General features: G+C 71.4%; 13 protein-coding genes. 4 read left to right on the forward strand and 9 right to left on the reverse strand.

Going from position 1 to position 14,901, the window contains the following annotated elements; all coding sequences use genetic code 11:
- Window positions 1-128 precede the first annotated feature (128 nt).
- On the forward strand, window positions 129-1,250 hold the full coding sequence (locus ACIPPS_RS03155; protein WP_401426161.1) for a pyridoxal-phosphate dependent enzyme: 1,122 nt from the start codon (window positions 129-131) through the stop codon (window positions 1,248-1,250).
- Between the two features lie 169 nt (window positions 1,251-1,419).
- Here the strand turns inward: ACIPPS_RS03155 and ACIPPS_RS03160 are convergent, their stop codons facing one another.
- From ACIPPS_RS03160 to ACIPPS_RS03200, 9 genes are all read right to left on the reverse strand, one after another.
- Entirely contained in the window at window positions 1,420-1,650 is a 231-nt protein-coding gene (locus ACIPPS_RS03160; protein ID WP_401427188.1) for a hypothetical protein, read from the reverse strand.
- Between the two features lie 23 nt (window positions 1,651-1,673).
- Window positions 1,674-3,053, reverse strand: a complete 1,380-nt coding sequence (locus ACIPPS_RS03165) for a WhiB family transcriptional regulator (RefSeq protein WP_401426163.1) — start codon at window positions 3,051-3,053, stop codon at window positions 1,674-1,676.
- Window positions 3,054-3,168: 115 nt separating this feature from the next.
- Window positions 3,169-3,798 (reverse strand): hypothetical protein, encoded by a 630-nt coding sequence (locus ACIPPS_RS03170; protein WP_401426165.1) that lies wholly within the window; start codon window positions 3,796-3,798, stop codon window positions 3,169-3,171.
- Between the two features lie 11 nt (window positions 3,799-3,809).
- Window positions 3,810-6,062 (reverse strand): hypothetical protein, encoded by a 2,253-nt coding sequence (locus tag ACIPPS_RS03175; RefSeq protein ID WP_401426167.1) that lies wholly within the window; start codon window positions 6,060-6,062, stop codon window positions 3,810-3,812.
- Window positions 6,063-6,110: 48 nt separating this feature from the next.
- Entirely contained in the window at window positions 6,111-6,647 is a 537-nt protein-coding gene (locus tag ACIPPS_RS03180; protein ID WP_401426169.1) for a hypothetical protein, read from the reverse strand.
- 40 nt (window positions 6,648-6,687) lie between these two features.
- The gene (locus tag ACIPPS_RS03185) at window positions 6,688-9,696 is read right to left on the reverse strand and encodes an ATP-binding protein (RefSeq protein ID WP_401426171.1); all 3,009 of its coding nucleotides are present in this window, start codon (window positions 9,694-9,696) and stop codon (window positions 6,688-6,690) included.
- Window positions 9,697-9,703: 7 nt separating this feature from the next.
- Window positions 9,704-10,339 carry a hypothetical protein gene (locus ACIPPS_RS03190; RefSeq protein ID WP_401426173.1) on the reverse strand — a complete coding sequence of 212 codons (636 nt, stop codon included), beginning with the start codon at window positions 10,337-10,339 and terminating at the stop codon, window positions 9,704-9,706.
- Between the two features lie 82 nt (window positions 10,340-10,421).
- A complete protein-coding gene (locus tag ACIPPS_RS03195) occupies window positions 10,422-10,688 on the reverse strand; it encodes a hypothetical protein (RefSeq protein ID WP_401426175.1) in 267 nt (88 codons plus the stop codon).
- A 121-nt stretch (window positions 10,689-10,809) separates the two neighbouring features.
- Window positions 10,810-12,561 carry a conjugal transfer protein gene (locus tag ACIPPS_RS03200; RefSeq protein WP_401426177.1) on the reverse strand — a complete coding sequence of 584 codons (1,752 nt, stop codon included), beginning with the start codon at window positions 12,559-12,561 and terminating at the stop codon, window positions 10,810-10,812.
- Between the two features lie 290 nt (window positions 12,562-12,851).
- Between ACIPPS_RS03200 and ACIPPS_RS03205 the strand changes: the two genes are divergently transcribed.
- The 3 genes from ACIPPS_RS03205 to ACIPPS_RS03215 are packed head-to-tail and all read left to right on the forward strand — an operon-like array spanning window position 12,852 to window position 14,811.
- Window positions 12,852-13,340: a hypothetical protein gene (locus ACIPPS_RS03205; RefSeq protein ID WP_401426179.1), complete on the forward strand. Its 489-nt coding sequence runs from the start codon at window positions 12,852-12,854 to the stop codon at window positions 13,338-13,340.
- 14 nt (window positions 13,341-13,354) lie between these two features.
- Entirely contained in the window at window positions 13,355-14,002 is a 648-nt protein-coding gene (locus ACIPPS_RS03210; RefSeq protein ID WP_401426181.1) for a hypothetical protein, read from the forward strand.
- Window positions 13,999-14,811: a DUF4913 domain-containing protein gene (locus ACIPPS_RS03215; protein WP_401426183.1), complete on the forward strand. Its 813-nt coding sequence runs from the start codon at window positions 13,999-14,001 to the stop codon at window positions 14,809-14,811. The genes ACIPPS_RS03210 and ACIPPS_RS03215 overlap by 4 nt, the downstream gene beginning before the upstream one ends.
- Window positions 14,812-14,901: the final 90 nt, after the last annotated feature.

Raw genomic sequence — 14,901 nt, forward strand, 5'->3', positions numbered from 1 at the left:
GCATGTCAAAGCGGCATGGAGTGTCCACACCGTTTCGTACATCCGGCTGCCGAGCGAAAGATTGGCTGATCCATAGGAATCTCACAAGAGCCCCGAGCGCCCCGAAACACGTGCGTCACACAGCTGCCATGCTGACGCCCATGACGGCCTACGTGTGTCCCCGCTGCCACGTCCGCTCCCCCGCCGACGCCCTCACCTGGTGCTGTCCGCGCTGCGGCGGCCCCTGGGACCTCGAATTCACCAGCGCCGCGGTTTCACTCAAGTCCCTTGCGTCACGCGTGAATTCATTGTGGCGTTACGAAGAGGCGCTGCCGCTGGCGACCGGGGCGCCGCGCGTGACGCTCGGGGAGGGCCGCACCCCGCTCGTCCCGCTGGCCGACGACATCTCGGCCAAACTCGACTTCCTCATGCCGACGTTGTCCTTCAAGGACCGGGGCGCGGTCATGCTCGCCGAGCTCGCCCGACGGCTCTCCCCGCGCCGCGTCCTCGCCGACAGCAGCGGCAACGCGGGCACGGCGATCGCCGCGTACTGCGCGCGGGCGGGCCTCGACTGCGTGGTCTACGTACCGGCCGGCACGTCCGCCAAGAAGCTGGAGCAGATCAGGGCGCACGGAGCGCGGCTGACGGTCGTGCCCGGGGACCGCGAGGCGACGGCGCGGGCGGCCCGCGCGGCCGCCGACGAGCCGGGCACCTTCTACGCCTCGCACGTGTACAACCCGCACTTCCTGCACGGTACGAAGACGTACGTGTACGAACTCTGGGAGGACCTCGGCGGCCGCCTCCCGGACACGCTCGTCGTCCCGGTCGGCAACGGAACGCTCCTGCTGGGCGCCGCCCTGGCCGTCGAGGAGCTGGACGGCCACGGCCTGATCGACACCCGCCCCGCCCTGGTCGCCGTCCAGGCGGCGGCGGTGGCGCCGCTGGCCGAGGCGTTCCACGCGGACGCCGACGAACTCCTGGCCCCGGCACCCGCCCGCCCGACGCTGGCGGAGGGCATCGCGATCCCGAACCCGCCCCGCGCGGCCCAGATCCTGCGGGCGGTACGCGCGACGGGCGGCACCTTCCTGACCGTGACGGAGGACCAGCTCCACGCCGCCCAGGTGGACCTGGCACGCCGCGGCCTCTTCGTCGAGTCGACGGGCGTGGCCTGCTGGGCGGCGATCCGCGCGACGCCTCCACGTCCGGGTCTGACGGTGCTGCCGCTGTGCGGGGCGGGCGCGAAGACGGGGATGAGCCCGGGGCGGGGGTGAGAGCGGGGCAGGGGTGAGAGCGGGGCAGGGGCGAGAGCGGTGGGGCCCCGTGCGGACGGAGGAGACCTGGCCCCGCCCGTACGAGAAAACCTGGCCCCGCCCGCACGAGAAAACCTGGCCCCGCCCGTACGAGGAGACCTGGCCCCGCCCGTACGGACACGACCTGGTCCTAGTCCAGCGCCTCCGTGGTGCCGTCCGCGTGGATGAGGAGGCGGATCGCGCCGCCGTACCGGTCGTCGGTGATGGACGCCGGGGCCGGGGCGCCGAACTGCTGGGCGCGCTGCTGGAGGATCGAGATCACGACCTCCTGGATGTCTCCGTACGGCGGGGCCGTGACCGGAACTCCGTCGATCAGCCCCGCGTTGGGGGAGAAGATGCGGACTTCGGCCGCCGGGGGCATGGGCTGCACGACTCGGGGTCCTTTCAGGAGTGCGCGGCGAGGTCGCCGGCGGACGGGGCTTCGTCCAGGGGACGCGTAGCGACCACGGGGTCCATGGTGTACGTGCCGCGGGACACGCGCCGCAGCCGCCCGGACTTGACCATGGCGGACAGGACGTTGCTGATCGACTTCGCCGACTCCTGGAAGACCTCAGGAGGCAGCGCGAGCAGGACGTCCCGGGCGGTGAAGGGTCCGGGGAAGGAGACGACGGCCCGGTCGACGGCCTGGCGCAGGCTCGTCGTGGCCGGAAAGGCGCGGACCACGGCGTCACCGGTGGCCACGGCGCGCAGGCGCGGGACGGTGGTGGGGGCGGCGGCGGTACCCGCCGCGACGCTCTCGTACGCCTCGATGCGCGCGGCGAGTTCGCGCAGGGCGACCCGGAGGTCCGCGAGAGTGGCCGAGGTGCGGGCGGCACCACCGACTCCCTCCCCCATGTCGAGGACCGACATGACCGCCTCGATACGGACGATCGACTCCGAGACCCGCCTCAGGAGAGGCTCGAAGAGGTCCTGCCGCAGGGCGGTGATCGGGTCGCTGGTGGCCAGTTCGACGCTGACGGAGCCGACGAGTCCGGTGTCCGCCCGCGGCCGGGGCGCGTCCTCGCTGCACTCGGCGCGCCAGGTCTCCAGGCAGCGGCGCACTCGGCGGCACGCCTCGGCGAGCTCCGGCGTCAGCCCGGCGGACGGCGCGTGCGCGAGCATCCCGGCGAGCTGCTCGGTCGCTTCGACGGCGGGCAGCGCGGCATGCAGCAGTGGTGCGAGGACGGCCTTCCGCACCGCGACGACGGGATCGTCGAGCGGGAAGGTGATCCGTTCTCCTGCCGGAACCGCCATGGATACCTCTGCTGAGTGGTGTGTCTTCTGGGGTGGGATCACAGGCCTGGGACCTGTCCGGGGAGTCGGCCGCTCTCCGTGTCCGGCCTCGTGCCCGGCGTCCCAGTGCGCGGGCCGGGCCGCGTGCCGTGGCGCGAAAGCATCGAGTACGGCGGTGAGTTCGGCGGACCGGTGGCGGAGGTCGGCGGGCGCGGTCAGGTCACCCTGCGGCGTACCGATGCCGAGCCGGCGGCGGATGAGCCGCCGGTCCTGCTCGGTGGTCCCGGCGAGGTATCCGCCCGGATCCGGGCGGAGGACGGCGTCCCGCAGGCACTCCTGCCGAAGCGGGCAGGAGGCGCACAGCTGACGTGCCGCGTGCGCGAGCGCCTGCGCGCGCCGACCTTGCAGGGGCAGCTCGGCGGCAGCGAGGGGCGGGTTCTCCAGAAGGGGATGGCGGAAGATGTCCGGTCGGCGGTGGCAGGGCAGGGAAGCGGTGGCCGCGCCGGTGGATATGGATGGTGCGGGACGGGTCCTGCGAGCGGTTGTGACCATGAAAGTGCCCCCCGTGGCAATTTTTGATACCTGGGGACTCTAGAGCAGTGCAAATGGCGACCGCAAAGCTGTTCCAAACTGTAACCGAGTCGCGCGAACGCCTCCTGAGCCGCCATCAGGCCTGCTTGCGGTCGGCTCTGGTGGCGTTCGCGTCGGTGTCCTCGGAGGGCCGCCGCACGAAACGGCGGGCGAATCCGCGGAGGGCGGCGCCCCCACCGCCCCGGGCCGTGAGGACGGCGGCGATGCCGAGGAAACCGAGCGGCACGGCGACCGCGGGCACGACCGTCCCCACCCCGGCCGCCACCAGCAACACGACGTCGGCGAGCACGACGGTGATCCCGCGCCGGCCCGGATGGTCCTTGGCCATCCAGGCCCCGAGCAGCGCCATCCCGGCGAGCGCCCAGTGCCCGAACACGGCCTGCCCGCTGAGCAGGCCGGAGGAGACCCCCCGTGCGATGTCCCCCACGGCCGCCAGATACCCGGCGAACGCGGCGGTCACGACCGTCGACCCGAGCGCCAGCAGCAACTGGCCCCGCCGGCGCAGCAGGAACACCAGCAGTCCGAGCGCCGCCAGCGCGCAGAGCGTGAGGAAGGAACTCATCCCGGCGGAGGCGAGGATGAAGAGCGTGTACGCTCCCGCGATCCCGAGGACGAGCCGGGGCAGCAGCTTCACCGCCCAGGCATCGCTCTTCTCCTGCCGGAAGAGCCGCCGCACGGCCCCGACGACCGCATCCGATCGTGACATGGACGAACCTCCTATCGGGGCATGCGGTTGTCGTCACGGGGCGTCTGCGGGGGCAGCTGAGGCGGCTGCGGCTGCGTGGGCTGCGTCTGCACCGGCTGCTGCGGCGGCTGAACCCGCTGCGGCCGGGGCGGCGCGGGCTGCTGCTGCGGCACGGGAGCGGGCGCGGGCTGCTGCTGCTGCGGCGCGGGAGCCGGGGCCGGGGAGCCGGTGGCGGCCGGGGGCGGAGTGGTGCCGCCCTGACTGACGCGGCCGGTGCGGCGGGGCGGCTGCTGCGCGGCCTCTTCCGTCGGGGCCGCGGCCGGACCCGCGTTGTTCCCCACCTTCTCGAACGACTCCTCCTGGATCGCCCGCGACTGGTAGGCGCTCTTGCGCTGCTGGCGCTTGGAGTTGTTCTGTGCGAGCCACCCGCCCTTCTGGAGGCGCTCGCCGTTCCACTTCTTGTCCGCGCCCCGAGCGGCGTACCCGGCTCCCTTCGCGGCAGCTCCCGCCGCGACCCGCCCGGAGGTCTTGGCCGCTCCGACACCCATGCGGCCGGCGCCGGCGAGCATCGGCACGGCCTTCCCGGCGACGGCTCCCGGCATGTCCCCGATGCCGAGGTCGGCGGCGCCGGCGATCTGCGGGCTGAAGTTCCCGGCGATGAGCTTCTTGAGCATCATCACGACGGCGACGGTGACGAGCAGCAGCATGAGGAGCTGCATGCCCAGGGAGATCCTGGCGGGCAGGATCATCTGGTAGAGCACCAGCAGCACGGTCAGGATGATCCCGAACCCGGCCCGCAGCACGAAGCTGTGGATGAACGTCTGCAACCAGCCCTTGAGCAGCTTCTGCTGGGTCGGGTGGATGCCGATCGTGGCGATCAGCGGCAGCATGATGATCAGGATCAGGGTCACGGCGTGCCACAGCAGGGTGAGGGCGCTGAGCACGATGACCATGATGCCGACGATGAGGACGGCGATCAGCGAGTAGAAGGCGATGCCGACGCGCGTGCCGGCGTTCTTCCCGGACCATTCGTCGAAGCCGACCGGATAGATGCTCTTGTCGGCCTCGTCCTCGCCCACCGCGATGTCCTTGCGGATCTGCTCCCACTCGTTGTCGAGCTTGTTGAACTCCTTCTTGCTGAGCGCCTCGTTGTTGTTGAGGGACTGGGACTCGACCTGCTTGACGCGGAGGTCTTCGCAGCGGACCCCTACGCCCGAGGGGCACTTGGCCGAGTTGTCGGCCGGGGTGCAGGTGCCGTCCTTGACGCTGCCCTTGTTGTTCTTGAAGATGCAGCTGGTTCCGGCATCGCCGAACTGGCCCAGAGCCCAGGGCCTGAACGCCAGCGTGTCGTACATCGCGCAGCTCGACACACGCAGACCGCGGTTCTCCGCGTTGTCCGCGAGGTCGCAGGGAGACTGCATCTTCCCCGACACGCCGGCAAGGGCTGCTTCGGACACCAGGGCGTTGGCCTGGGCGATCCCCGAGTCCGCTTCCTCGATCAGCTTGCCGAAGTTGCCACCCGTGAGCAGAGTGACGACGGCGATGGTCGTCAGGGTGGCCCACCCGACGCCCGACCAGACTTCACGCATCTGCTGCTGCCGCCACTTGGTGAACACCCAGATGCCGGTGAGCATGATCATGACGGGGACGGCGGGGATGAAGATGTTCCGCTTCAACGTCTCCACGACGTTGTCGCGCCCCTCGTAGAGGCCGCTGAGCGGGCTCGGGTTGGAGGCGTACTCCTTGATGGAAATCGCGACGCGGGTCAGGAGCTTGGTGCCGTTGAACACCATGTCGGCGATGTTGTTGTTGACATAGTCCATGATCGAGCAGTTGTCGGCGCCGCTGCCCCAGTCGCCGTTGTCCTCGGAGGCGTCGCCCTTCCCCTTGAAGGTCATCGACCAGTCGAGGCCACGCAGCGCGTTGAGCTCGTAGAGCGTGTACCGCTCCGGGTGATCCGCGTCCATGGGGACCGCCCCGGTCACCATGCCCGTGGTGTCGTTCAGGTTCTTCGCCTGCTTGGAGTCACCCTCCCACTGGGCTACCGCGGGGAAGATGCTCTCGCCGTTCGCCCCCGGGTGGTCCATCTGATAGTTGTCGGAACCGGTGAACTGGCACGTGAAGTCCGCGTGCGCCGTGCCGGGGACGGCCATGGTCAGCGCGAACATCGCCAGGACCAGGAACAGGCCGGTCCTCGCGAGGCGCCCCGCGCCGCGCACCCGGTGGCCCAGCGACCGGGATTCGGCGGCGGTTCCGCGTGACATGGCCTTACGGCGCACGAACATCGGTTTCCTTCCAGAGTTCCGCTACAGGGAGGCGTGCGGGGGTGCCCGTTACGAGGGGATGTAGTTCGTGGTGAAGCAGCCCTTGACCTGGCTCTCCGTGACGGTGAAGCCGCTGGGGATGTCCTCGCGCTTCGACGGGTCGCAGGTCATCGCGAGCAGGCCGCTCTGCATCAGGGCCCGAACCGTGCCATCGCCCACCGGCACCACCGCGAAGTTCTGCCCGATGATGAAGTCCTTGCCTTCGTCCTTGGCCTGCGCCTTGACGTTGGTCTCCTGGAGCTTGGTCATGTCGTCGACGAGCAGCAGGACCATGTCGTCGCCCTGGGCGTCATGGCAGACCGCGCGCTCCTTGATGCCCCAGGCCGGGTCCTTGGCCTCTTCCTCCATGTAGGAGGCCTCGTCACCCCTCGGCTCGAGCTTGTCGCACTGGGCACCCCGCTCGTTGATGAGCTGCTGCAGCGCGGCCATGTTGTCCACCTTCGGAAGGCCCGAGTCCTCCATCGGGTCGTCGCCCCCGCACCCCGTCAGCGTCACGAGCGCGGTCAGGGCGACCGCTCCGGCCGCGAAGGTCTTGGACAGGCGCATGGGTTTCTCCTTGGGTCGAGTTCGGGGTGGGCCGGGTCGGTCAGACCGTGGCCGGGGCTTCGCGCGACGGGGCCGGTGTCGGGTCCAGGTCGTTCGTCTCCTGGAGGAAGGTCCAGTCCCAGACGCTCAACGGCGGGTTCACGCCCTGCCGCGACGGGCGGGTCGTGCCGTTGGTGTCCGTGGCCGCGAGGATCTCCTTGAAGACCAGGTCCACCGCCACCGTCCCCACCCGCTTGTCCGCGTCGCGCTGGAGGCAGACACCGGTGCGGAGCTCCTGCAGCGCGGCCACCACCTTCGCGTCCGACTCAGGGCGGCCGAGCAGCGGCGCCACCAGGGACGCCTCCTGCGCGGACTTCTGCTTGAACGCGAAGACCGTGTGGATCTGGTTCGCGCCACCGCTGCGCGCCTCGGAGTCCTCGATCTGGACCAGGTCGATCGCCTGTTGGGTGATCAGTACCGTCACCGCCAGGTACGAACGTCCCTGCTTCAGCGCGCGCCGCATCAGGTCCCGGCCGCTCTCCGTCGCCGTGACGACGTACGCCTCGTCCACGAACAGCGCCTTCGGGCGCAGGCCGATCTCGCCCGTCACCGGGTTCTTCTCGTACCCGACGTCCAGCATCTGGCTGCCGAGCTCCACGACCGCCATCAGCGCCGTCGCCGCCAGCCGCTCCGCCGGGTTCCAGTTGCGCGGGTCGGAGGCCGCCGGCGACTGGAAGCCGCGGAGTGTGATGACCGTACGGCGCTTGCGCATCGCGGACAGCGTCTGCGGCTTCTCCGCGAACGCCAGTCGCGCGTACGGCAGCGTCCGCAGCTCGGTCAGCAGCATCTGCGCGAGCTTCAGGTCCTTCGCCGCCTCGCGGTCGTTCGTCGCGAGGGCGTGCTCGTAGGCCCGTACGACCTCGTCGACGACGTTCCACAGCGTCGGTCGCGGCACCCGCTGCTCGGCGTCCCGGGCGCTCAGGCCCTGCTCCGTCGCCTGCCGCATCGCCGAGTTGTACCAGCCGACGACCGTCGCCATCGCCTCGATGACGGGCAGGCGGACACGCTGGTAGTCCTCGTCGCCCAGGAAGCCACGCAGCATCGACTCCGCCAGCAGCCGGCCCGACGGCACGTCGCGCGCGATCACCCACGGGTCGAGCACACCCGCCTGGCCCTTGAGGAGGTCGACGACCTCCGTCTCCGCCCAGAACTCCGGGTTCACCGGCTGGAACCGGCTCTCCGGCGTCCCCAGCACGCCCCGCTCCGCGTCCCCCGCGAAGTCCGGGTCGTTCACCTGGGCGCCGTAGCCCAGGTAGTAGCAGAGCTGCGCGAAGTCCGTCTTCGGATCGATGACCAGGCAGCGGACGCCCGACTCCGACTCCTCGTAGAACTTCTGCAGCGCCAGCGAGGACTTTCCACCACCGGACGCGCCGACGATGGCCAGGCCACCGCCGTCGTTACGGGCCGGGCCGACGTGCAGCGAGTAGTGCACCGGCATCTTGCCCGCCCAGCCGACCAGGTTCCCCACCCAGCCGAGCTTCTTGCCGGACCGCTGCTCCGGGTTGTCGCCCAGCTCGGTACCGGCCGTCGGCAGCCCGGCGCCGAGCTGCTCGACCTCCTGCAGCCGCAGGTACGGCGCGATCGGCAGCTTCGGCGCGTTGCCCGGCAGCTGCGACTGGAGCAGCCGCCACTGCTGGCGCGTCGGACGCAGCAGGGTCACCTTCAGGTCCTGCTTGAACTGCATCTCCAGGATGCGGCGCCGTCGCTCCAGCTCCGCCGGGTCGGACGCGGAGACGGTGAAACGGATCTGCGCCTCCATCCCCGGCATCTTGTGCTCCTCGATGTCGTCGACGAGGTGCTGGGCGCGCGTGACCTGGTTGGCGAGCTTGGTGTCCGGCGAACGGCCCGAGTTGGCCATGTCGTTCATCTCGTCGAGGAGGTTGCCGCTGATCTTCCCGGCGCGGTCCTTGAACCTCATGTACGGGATGAGGGTGAAGCGCATGTCGATCTCGACCGGGAACTCCACGTTCTGCGCCGCGTACCGCGCCCACGCCGTGGACTGCCGGAAGCGGGTCTCCGTGGGCCAGTTGGCGGCGACCAGCGTCGTCGTGTAGCTGGTGTGCTGCTCGCCGGTGACCTCGTCGTACTGGTGCAGCACGATGTGCGTCTTACGGTTCTCGCCCGAGAAGTCGACGACCAGGTCGAACTGGTCCGGCCCCCACGACCGCGAGCCGAGCACCGGCTCCGGCGGCACGGGCAGGTCGCCGTGGAGCGGCTTGCGGATCAGCCAGACCAGCTCCTCACGGGCCAGCGGCGTACCGCCGAGGCTCTCCAGGCTCTCGTGCACCTCGCGCGCGACCTGCGTCCACTGGGCGAGGAGGCCCGGCGACAGGTACTCGCCGTGGACACCGGTCGCGCCGGCCACCGCCTTGTCGGCCGCGCCGGTCAGGGCCCGGGACAGCGCCAGGTCCTCGACCGGGTCGTCGCCGCCGGGCAGCACGCCACTGCCGTCACCGGAGCCGCGCTTGAGCGAACCCAGTTTCACCAGCAGGATGTTCCGCTCGCGCATCGCCCCGATGCGCTCCTGGTACTCGGCCTTGCGGAAGTTGTACGCCTTGTAGTTCTCGGTCGGGTCCCAGGCGACGGCGTTGAGCTCCTCGGCCCAGCCGACGGCGGTGATCGGCCGGTACACCTTGCGGTAGTGGCACTCGACGTTCCGGTCACCGCGCGCGAGGTTGAGCAGCGCGCGGGCCGGTGCCTCGGCCATGGCCTGGAGCTCGGTGGGGTTGAGGTACTCGTCGATGGAGGTGGGCAGGACGATGCCGGTCCACACCGAGTCGCCGTGCACGAAGATCATGTCGTCGGCGTAGCGGTACGGCAGCCGCATCTCCTCACGGCGGGCCTGCGTACGGTCCTGGTTCCGGGACCGGTTGCCGGAGCCCTGCTTCCCGGACTGTCCGTCGGCGCCCTGGTTGCCGTTGGCGCCCTTGGCCTTGGAGGAGGTGGCGGCCATGATCATGGCGATCACGAAGAAGGCGACCGCCCCGCCCAGAAGGATCATCATGAACATGGAGGAGTCATCCTGCGGTCTCGGAGGAGGAGGGTGCGGCGGTGTGGGCCGGGGGTGCCGCCGACGCGGAAGATCCCGCGGGGTCGGCATGCGCGGCGGGTGCGGGAATCGGGGGCGTCGTACCGCCGTACGCGGCGGGTGCCGGAAGCGGGGGCGTCGTACCGCCGTACGACGAACCGTGCCGCGCGGCCTCGGCGAGCGCCTGCTCGTAACTCTGCTGCCAGCGCGGCGTACCCGGCTGCCAGAGGATCACCTGCCAGTGCAGGTGCTCCGGCTCACGGTCGGCCGCCAGGCCCTGCAGGCGCTTGGGCTGCCACCAGTAGTCGGCCCAGACCACCAGCTGCTGGCTGAGGGTGAGGGCGGAGGGAAGCGGCCGGCCCCAGACGAAGTAGACGCCGACGGGCGGCCCGAGGTAGAGCACCGACGTCAGCATCGACATGCCCAGGAACGGCATGAAGGCGGAGAGGGAGAGCAGCGTCACCATCCACACGACACCGAAGCCGAACGCCGCGCCGAGCGCGGGCAGCAGCAGGCCGGGAAGCGGGATGTTGCCCCAGTTCCAGATGCGCTTGGGCCGGTTGAGCAGGTCCGTGTGGTCGTAGGCGACCATCGGCTCCGGCTCGCCCTGGATGTTCTGCGCCATCGGTCACTCCCCCTCTCTCGACAGCGTCGCCTTTCCTGTGGCCCTCGGGCCGGCCGGGACGTCACGGTCCCGGCCGGGTGGCTCAGTTGCCGCCACCGCCACCGATCTGGTCGCCGAGACCGATCAGGACACCGGCGAGGCCGGTCGCGCCACCGATGATCAGGGCGGCCAGCGCGATCATTCCGAAGCCCTGGAAGGCCTCGCGCATACCGTCGCCGCGCTTCATCGACATCAGCATCCGGATGCCGAGGATGAGCAGGGCGATCACCGCGACCATCGTTCCGGCGCTGCGGAGGATGTCCTGGATCTCGCCGAACATGCCCTCCAGCGTGGTCGCTGCCAGGTACATGGGGTGTCCTTTCGTTCTGCGGTGTGCTGCTGTCCGCTGATGGGGGTGGTGATGAGGGAAGTGCGGTGAGGAAGTCGGAGACCGACGGGGAACCGCCGGTTTCCCGTCAGGACATGACGTGTCAGGGCTTGGGCTTCGCCGGCTTGGTGGCGGGCTTCGTCGCGGGCTTCGTCGCGGGCTTCGTCGCCGGCGGCTTGGCGCCGCCGGTGGCGGGCGGCGTGGCGGTCCCGCCGGCCGGCGGGGTCTCCTGCCCCGGGGACGGGCTGGCGCTCGGCTCGTCGCCGTCACCGCCTCCGCCCGCCGGGTCGAGGACCGCGCCGCGGACGTCCTTGATGAACCAGCCCTGGGCGGTGTTCACGACGGTCAGCCGGTACGAGCGCTTGACCTGCGTGGTCGTGGTCTCGCCGACGGCTCCCTCGGGGCGGGCCCCGCCCCAGACGACGGTCACCCGCACCGGCACGGACTGGCCGTACTGGTACGTGATCGTGTCGCTGTCGTCCGTACCGGCCGGGGCGAGCGCCTCGACCGTCTGGACCTGGGGCGCGGACAGCGCGCCGGCCAGGCCGGAGGTCGCGGCGGCGGTGGCGTCGGGGGTGGTGAAGCGGGACATCGAGGTGGCGTCGGAGGCGCCCCAGGCGATGAAGTACCCCTGCAGGACCCGCTCCTTGAGCTGGTCCGAGAGCACGTCGTCGACGATCTCGGCGTCCCGGTCCACCTCGGGGGCGGTGCCCCGGCCGGGCAGCGGCATCTCGCCGATGTCGCCGACGACCCGCAGCCCCGAACCGGCGGCGGGGTTGGCCACGTACACGGGGACGGAGACGGTGGTGACGCGGCCGGTCGACAGGGTGACCTGGACCCCGAGGTAGCGGCCGTTCTTGCCGTACTCGGGCAGGTCCTCGACGCTGCCGTCCCAGGCGGCGCCCGTGACGCTCTGGGTGCCCTGGCCGTTCCACCCGCACTCGCGGTCGACGCCGGAGGTCGTGTAGCGGGCGAGCTCCTCGCGCCGCTGGTCGGCGGCCTTCGGGTCGTACGTCAGACAGAGCGCCGCGTACTTCTCGGCGAAGGTGGCGGCGGACCGGGTCGGGAACTCGGTGAGCCGGTACTTCTGGACGTCCTTCTTGTCGAGCGCGGCCGTCGGCGCACCGGAGGACTTCCCGATCGCCAGACCGACGACGCCGCACGAACCGAGCGCGAACGCGCAGGTGGTGAAGAGCAGGGTGGCGCGCAGGGCGACGTGGGTACGGCGCCCCTGCGCGGGCAGGCGGCCGCCGGGGCGGGGGATGTCGAAGCCCGCGGAGGGGCCGCCGGCCGTGGCCGTGGAGGTGGTCGGGTGCGTGGCCGTGGAGGTGGTCGGGTGCGTGGCCGTGGACCCTGCCGCGGGGGTCGCCGCAGGGGCTCCTCCGCGCTTACGGCTCTCCCGCTCGGCCTTCTTCGCCTCGTACGCGGCCTTCCGCTCGGCCTTCGCCTTCTCGCGCCGGTCCTTCTTGTTCTGCGCGGCGGCGCCGGGGGCCGGGCTCTGGCGCGGCGGAAGGGCCGGTACGGCGGCTTCGCCGGGCGGCACGGCGGCCTGCGGGGCGCGGCGCGTCCAGGCGGCGGCCACCTGGGCCCGCGCGGCCTCGGACGCCATCGGCGGCTGTTGGGCGGACGTGGGGGCGGGGTAGCCGTAGGGCGAGGGGCCCTGGGGCTGGTGGGCCTGCTGCGGCGGCTGAGGCTGCTGCGCGTGCTGCTGCGGCTGCGCTTGCTGCGGCTGCGGCTGCGGCTGCTGCTGCCCGGCGTCCATGTTCGGCGGTCCGAACTGGCCATGCTGCGCGGGCGGCTGGCTTCCGCCGCTGGTACCGCCGGTACCGCCGGCAGGGCTGGTGTGGTCCGTCATCGGCTCGATCTCCCCCCGCGTGTGATCCCGGCCGCCGATCGGGCGCGGCGGGCCCTGGTGAGGCCAGGTGCGGTGGGCAGTGTGGCAAACGGCGGGGACGACAACGCCTCGATTTCCTCGGCGAGGAAAACGAGGAGTGCGATCGAGGAAAGCCGAGGAATCCGGACGGGCCGACCGGGCCGCCCCCGGGACTCGAGAAGGCCACGCGGCCGGGCGGGCTCGGCACAATGCGGGTGCCCCCACGCGCCGCCGGGCGCGCCGAAGCGTCCCCGACCTTCCAAGGACGACAGTTGAGCGACCAGACCGCAGGACCGGAACACCCCGCAGCTGCCGCCGCGCAACCGGCCGCACCCGTGGCGCCCTCGCCGGGGGCGGTGCCGACCGCGCCCGCCTACGCGGCCCAGCACGCCTGGATCGACGGCTACGAGCCGGGCAACCCGTGGCAGGCGCGCCTCGTTCTCGAGACGGAGTTCGGCACGGTCGCGTACCCGCTCACCCCGCACACGATGCCGGAACTCCTGGAGGGCCTGGTGATGGTGGCGCAGGAGCAGCAGGGCATCACGGGCGACCTGGACCCGGACGACCCGGACGTCCTCGCGGACGCGGACCACCTCGAGGCTCCACAGTCCTCCTCCCCGAGCATCCACGACGGTCGCGCGGCCCGCCTGACGGGCTGGGCCGTGGTCCACGACCTGTGGGAACGCGAGGACCCGAAGGCCCGCCTGATCATGGGCGGCGTGGTGGTCGTCCTCCTGCTCCTCGGCATCTTCCTCACCTGACCTGGAGACGACCCATGCCGACAGAGACCACGGGGCGAACCCCGCACGACCTCGCAGCCGAGCTGACGGCCGAGTTGGCGGTGGACTGGCCGCGGCTGTGGCGGGGGCTGCCCCAGCTCGGCGGACCGGAGTTCCGCACGCTGTTCGAGAGCTGCGGCTGGGAGTACGAGGTCCCGGTCCATGAACGCGGGGCCGTCAGCGTGCGGACTCCTACGGACGCGCACCTGACCGTCTTCATGGACGGCCGCCACCGCGTCGAGGTCGCGCGCCACTACGCGTGCCAGGTGATGGCGGACGACCCGGCCGAGAACGCCGCGGTCCTCGCGCGCGCGGCCCAGGACTGGCCCGACCATCTGAAGGCCGTGGAGTCCGTACTCGGCCCGCCGACCTGGACCGGACCGTGGGACGCGGCGGACTTTCCCGAGCCACCGCACCCGTCGTACTGGCCGGACGGGGCGTATCGACTCGAGAACCGCAGTCCGGAGGCGTTGGCGTACTGGGAGCCGGCCGGCGGCGCGGAGGGGCGACCGTGGGTCCTTCTGGAGCAGTCGGTCTCCCGCCCCACCCGAACCACGACCCGCCCCGGCAGCTTCCTCGTGACACTCGACCTGTGGGCGCCGCCCGAGTCCCTGAACGCTGCGAACGTGAGGGGTACGTCATGAGCAGCGACGCCGATCACACCCGCATAGCCCCGGCGCTGGCGCGGCACGCGGTCCTCGTCGTGGACTCGCAGGCCTGGGAGTCCACGCACAGGAGTCTGTCGCTCTTCCTGGCCGGCGCCCGGTCCTCACACGAGGAGGGGTACCACAGCCACCAGCTGGACCTCTGGAAGCTCCGCCTGCTCGCCGCCCGCGCGAAGGGGGACGCGAGCGCCGACGCGAACGCGGGGGCCGAGCTGAGCGCGATGGTCCTCGCCGAACTCGGGCAGCGAAGCGATGCCATGGCGCAGCTGCTCGCCGCGTTCCCTATGCTCACGGCGCCCGCCGCGGCCCCGGCACAGCCCGCGCAACCTCCCCAGCTCCAGCAGTCCCAGCAGTCACAGCAGCAGCTTCAGCCCCAGCCGGAACCGCAGCAACAGCAAGGCGTCGAGCCGCAAGCGCAGGGGCCGGCCGAGGACGAGCCCCAGTTCTACTTCGCGGACGTCTTCGTCTTCGTCACCGATTACCTCGCCCCGATGCTGCGCCGCCGGGTCAACGGCTCCTCCTCCACCTGGTGCCCCCGCTGGTGGGCGCATCCCGAGGCCGGCGCGCGGCTGACCGCGCTCTGGCTCGCCTGGGAGCATCTGCGGCAGGAGCCGGGCACGGGCATGTCCACCTGGTGGCTGCACCACGCGGACCCGCATCTGCGGATGCTGATGGACCCGGACGCGGGCCCGTTCGCCGCCTGTTCGCCGAAGGACGGACACACGGCGTACCCCTTCGACCCGCTGCCCGTGGAGCCGTACGAGGAGAGCGCGGATCCGCTGCGCTGAGCGGCGGTGCGTGGGTACGAGAGACCGGTCGGGGCGGGCACGGTGAGGATCCCGTCGGGCCGCCCACACCACTTCCCCACATACCGCCTC

This window comes from Streptomyces sp. NPDC090127, from assembly GCF_044746945.1.
Taxonomy (GTDB): Bacteria; Actinomycetota; Actinomycetes; order Streptomycetales; family Streptomycetaceae; genus Streptomyces.